The 1310-nt window shown below is 79.1% G+C and carries 1 protein-coding gene and 1 pseudogene; both read right to left on the minus strand.

All coding sequences use genetic code 11. The features are described 5' to 3' along the window. Positions 1-915: SAV_2336 N-terminal domain-related protein (locus C1J00_RS43305; protein ID WP_439333487.1), on the minus strand; the 915-nt coding region annotated here is incomplete at its 3' end. A 210-nt stretch (positions 916-1125) separates the two neighbouring features. Beyond that, positions 1126-1310: pseudogene (locus tag C1J00_RS46105) on the minus strand (HGxxPAAW family protein); the annotation flags it as partial.

Consider the following 1310-nt stretch of genomic DNA (forward strand, 5'->3'; position numbering starts at 1 on the left):
GCCGCGGGCCGTGCGGGGCAGGGAGCGCAGCAGCAACTCCCGTACGCCGGGCCGGAACGCGTAGGAGCCGGGCGGGCCGGGCGCGGCGGTGAGCATGCCGCTGAGGACGACCTCGGCCAGGTGCTGTGGGCGCGGGTCGCGCTCCAGGGTGCGCTGGACGAGGCGCATCACCGGGACCGAGGGGACCGCCAGCGCGAGATGCCCGGCGAGGCGGAAGGCCTCCGGGGACGCGGTCGCGCGGAAGCGCAGGACCAGGTCCTCGGCAGAGGAGGTGGTGATGTCGGGCGTGGGCTCGGCGGGAGGTGCGGGTGCGGGCGGCAGCCAGGCCACCGCGCCCGGTGTCCGGGCGCCGCCCGGGTCGGCGAGCAGGGCCGCCCAGTGGGCGAGCCAGGGGGCGCCCGGTTCCAGGACCGGCAGCGGCAGGGCCCGGTCCGGGTGCGGTGACGCGTCGTACGAGCTGAACGCGAGGGCCGCCGAGGGGGCCGCCGGGCCCGGGGACGTCAGCAGGCCCGGCTCGGCGGGCAACGCCGTGGTGGGCCACAGGTGTTCGGGGAGCGGCTGGACCACGGCGAGCGGCATGTGGCGGGCCCACCGCCGCAGGGTGCGGTACCAGCGCTCGCCCGCCTCGCCGGGGCGCCACTGCGGGCCCATGCAGTCGCTGATGACGAGGGTGACCGTGCGGCCGTCGTCGAGGACGGGAACCTGGCGGGTCCGGCCGTCGGGCGTGGCCGGGTGCAGGCCGACCGCGCGGAAGATGCCCGACTGGGCGAGTGCCGTGTGCAGTTCGCTCACCAGGGGGCGCCAGACCGGCATGGTGGGGCCGGTGTCGTGCACCAGGTTCAGGCGCAGCCAGCGGTCGGGCGCCGGCCGCAGCACGGGGAACCACACGTCCGGGTGGGCGCCGAGCCGCGGCATCCGGTCGGCCGTCGCCCGTTCGTCGAGCGGTGGGGGTGGCGTCAGCGGCGGTCTCCGGCTCGGCGGAGTGGGCCCGGCGGCGCCGACGGTCTCCGGCTTCGCGACATGGGCCCCGGTTGCGGCAGGCCCCGGCTCGCGGGGATCGGCCTCGCCGGCGGCGACGGTCCCCGGCTCCGCAGGACGACAGTGCCCGGCTCCGCAGAGTCGGCCTCAGCGCACGGAGTCGGCCCCCGCCGCGGCGACGGTCTCCGGCTCGCTCTCGCGCTGCGCCGGCATGACCGGCACCACCGCACGCGCGCCGCGCCCCCGCCCTGCCAGCCGGCACGACAGGCACTCCCCGTGCCCGCCCGGCGCCGCCGAGTCCCGCACCCCCCCCCCCCCCTCCCCCCCGGGCC

The organism is Streptomyces cahuitamycinicus (assembly GCF_002891435.1).
Lineage (GTDB): Bacteria > Actinomycetota > Actinomycetes > Streptomycetales > Streptomycetaceae > Streptomyces > Streptomyces cahuitamycinicus.